The organism is Nocardiopsis sp. TNDT3, assembly GCF_003427465.1.
GTDB lineage: Bacteria > Actinomycetota > Actinomycetes > Streptosporangiales > Streptosporangiaceae > Nocardiopsis > Nocardiopsis dassonvillei.
Window position 1 is genome coordinate 1 of the sequence record NZ_QPFC01001061.1, and the last position, 2915, is coordinate 2915.

The 2915-nt window shown below is 74.1% G+C and carries 4 protein-coding genes and 1 pseudogene; 3 read left to right on the plus strand and 2 right to left on the minus strand.

Annotated features, from left to right (window positions below; translation table 11 throughout):
• Positions 1 to 634: DMT family transporter (locus DQW06_RS23825; protein ID WP_157983584.1), on the plus strand; the 634-nt coding region annotated here is incomplete at its 5' end.
• Here the strand turns inward: DQW06_RS23825 and DQW06_RS23830 are convergent.
• A complete protein-coding gene (locus DQW06_RS23830; protein WP_117199350.1) occupies positions 582 to 1112 on the minus strand; it encodes a RidA family protein in 531 nt (176 codons plus the stop codon). The two genes, DQW06_RS23825 and DQW06_RS23830, sit on opposite strands and share 53 nt — an antisense overlap.
• An 88-nt stretch (positions 1113 to 1200) precedes the next feature.
• Here DQW06_RS23830 and DQW06_RS29310 point away from each other — a divergent pair, with 88 nt between their 5' ends.
• Positions 1201 to 1362 carry a hypothetical protein gene (locus DQW06_RS29310; protein WP_167539491.1) on the plus strand — a complete coding sequence of 54 codons (162 nt, stop codon included), beginning with the start codon at positions 1201 to 1203 and terminating at the stop codon, positions 1360 to 1362.
• A gap of 37 nt (positions 1363 to 1399) precedes the next feature.
• Here DQW06_RS29310 and DQW06_RS23835 read toward each other — a convergent pair whose 3' ends face one another.
• Positions 1400 to 2236 carry an aldo/keto reductase gene (locus DQW06_RS23835; protein ID WP_041552498.1) on the minus strand — a complete coding sequence of 279 codons (837 nt, stop codon included), beginning with the start codon at positions 2234 to 2236 and terminating at the stop codon, positions 1400 to 1402.
• A 394-nt stretch (positions 2237 to 2630) separates the two neighbouring features.
• On the opposite strand from DQW06_RS23835, the pseudogene DQW06_RS23840 reads away from it, so the two are divergent.
• Positions 2631 to 2915, plus strand: a pseudogene (locus tag DQW06_RS23840) (PucR family transcriptional regulator); the annotation flags it as partial.

Below are 2915 nucleotides of genomic sequence, written 5' to 3' on the forward strand. Positions count from 1 at the left end.
GGGCTACCTGCTGCCGTTCGGGGCGATGCTGTCCCTGGTGGCCGCGACCCTGCTGGAGCGCCGCGCGCGGCCCGGGGGCTCGGTGGTGCAGGCCCTGGCGGTGCAGTGCGCGGTGAGCACGGTGCTGTTCACGGGGCTGGCCGCGGTCACCGGGACGCTGGCGCCGCCCGCCGACCCCGGGTTCTGGGCGGCGGTGGTGTGGGTGGTGGTGCTGTCCACCCTGGGCGGCTACGGCCTGTACTGGGCCGTCCTGGCCCGCTCGGGCGTGGCCCGGGTGTCGGCCCTGCTGTACCTGACCCCGCCCACCACGCTGGTGTGGTCGTGGCTGATGTTCGGCGATCCCGTGGGGCCAGCCGCCCTGGCGGGGATGGCGGTGTGCGCGGTGGCCGTGGTGCTGGTGAGCACCGGGGGAACCGGGAGCCGGGCCGCCCGGACGGACGCGAAGGCTACCGGCGCTCCCGACCGGGAACCGAAACGCACGGCCGGTTCCACCACGAGCACCCCCGACCGGCTACCGGGGCGACGGGCCGAGGCCGCCGCCGCTGCTCCCGCCCGGGCCCCGGAACGCGGCACCGGGGGCGCTACGGACGCTGCCGGGCCGGAAGCGGACCGACCCCGTCCGAGGAGACGGTGACCCCGGGCCGTCCGGCCTCCTCGACCGGTCTCCACACCTGCTCCGCGCGCAGGGGTCCGCTCCCGGCCGCGTCGGGGACCACGGCGGTGCACGCCACCTCCACCACGGCGTCGGGGTCCAGGAGGTCCACCACCCCCAGGACCGTCGTCGGCGGGTGGAAGCGGCCCATGTGCCGCCGATAGACCGCGCCCATGCTCTGGCCGTGGGCACGGTAGGCCGCCATGGACGTGGTGAAGACGCGCATGTCCACCACGTGGGCGGGCTCGGCTCCCGCAGCGCGCAGCGCCTCCACCGCGTTGGCGAGCGCGCGGTCGAACTGCTCCGCCAGGCCCTCCCCGACGATCCTGCCGTCGGGGCGGTGCGCGCGCTGCCCGCCGACGTGGACCACCCGCCCGGGGCTGACCACGAGCGCGTGGGAGGACCCCGTCGGCTCGGCGAGGGTGAGCGGGTTGACGATCTCGTGCGGTGTCCGGCCCATCGGCGGCCCCTCCTGCCCGTGTCGCGCCCGCCGACCGTCACGGACGGGCCCTTTGGGAACCCGCCGCACGTGCGGCTACGATGAGCGCATGTCGATCACTGTGCTGCTGTCCGCCCTCGCCCTCGTCGCCGTGCTGGGGGTCTTCGCCGCCATCTTCGTCGGCGGCGCCGTCTACGTCGGCCGCATGCGCCGCAACGGCACCGAGGCCGTCCTGGCCGGGGCCCGCAGGCACCGGGAGCTGCGCGGCTAGGAGGGCCCCTCCTGGCCCCGGCGGGCGGCGGGGAGGTTCAGGCGCCGTCGAAGTCGTCGGGGTCGGGGCCGAACCTGCTGTCGGTGTTGAGCCCGCTGATGCGGTCCATCTCCGCGCGGGAGAGCTCGAAGTCGAAGACCTGGAAGTTGGAGCGGATGCGCTCGGGGGTCACCGACTTGGGGATCACCACGTTGCCGAGCTGGATGTGCCAGCGCAGCAGCACCTGCGCGGGCGTGCGCCCGTGCGCCTCGGCGACCGCGACGACGGTCGGGTGGCCGAGCAGCTTGCCCTGCCCCAGGGGGCTCCACGCCTCGGTGACGATGCCGTGCTTGGCGTCGAAGGAGCGCATGTCCGCCTGGGTGAGCAGCGGGTGCAGCTCGATCTGGTTGACCATGGGCGTGATACCGCCCTCCTCCATGACCCGCTCCAGGTGCGGGCGCTGGAAGTTGGACACGCCGATGGCCCGGACGCGGCCCTCGGCGTAGAGGCGCTCCAGCGCCTTCCAGGTCGGCACGTACAGGTTCCGGCGGGGCATGGGCCAGTGCACGAGGTACAGGTCGACGGTGTCCAGGTTCAGGCGTCCCAGGCTGGCCTCGAAGGCGCGCAGGGTGGCGTCGTAGCCCTGGTCGGGGTTGGCCAGCTTGGTCGTCACGAACAGCTCGCCGCGCTCCAGGCCCGAGCGGCGCAGCGCCTCGCCCACCCCCTCCTCGTTGCCGTAGGCGGCCGCGGTGTCGATGCTGCGGTAGCCCGCCTCCAGCGCGGTGGAGACGGCCGCCACGACCTCCTCCTGGGACACCTGCCACACGCCGAAGCCCAGCTGCGGAATGCGCAGGCCATTACCCAGAGTGAGTTCTGGAACGGTCGTCTGCTGCATCTGTCTCATCCCCCGTCGGCTCCGAACGGTCTGCCTTGCTCTTCCAACATGCGGTCTTCCCCCTACCGCAGTCGCATACTGCCACGTCCGGGCGGGTCGCGGTCCCAGATGCGCCGTGGCTGTGCGGGCTTTTTACCGTTCACGCCCGGTGACAGCCGACGTGTGGGGACATCCCGGACACCGAGTTCTCCGCGCGGGCGGAGGGAGCCGCCGGTGGGAGCGGCACGGGGTTCCCCCGGTGCCGTTCTCCGCCCCGGCGGCGCCTCCCAGTCGTCACTGTGTTCTCTCCTCTCTCCCCCTACCCCGGTGGGGCCGGTCCTGCCCGCACGCTCTTCCCTCCCCTGCGCACGAGGGCTTGCCGATAGGCTTCCCTGGCCGTTCTGGAGGTGGGGCGATGGGACACGAACAGCGTGCCCGGGTCGGCGCCGAGCTGGCGCGGGAGCGGGCCGGGCTGGTCGAGCGCATCGTCGCCGAGGTGCACGCCGAGGTCCCGGCCTACCGCGCGCTGCACGGGTCCCAGCTCACCGAGGTCCGGGCGATCACCGGGTGGCTGATGGGCCGCTCACTGGAGCTGTGGGCGGCCGGGGCGACGCGGCTGCCGCCGGAGGACGTGGAGCGGCTGCGCGGCATCGGCCGGTCCCGGGCGGCCGACGGGCGTTCGATCGGCGCGGTGGTGCGC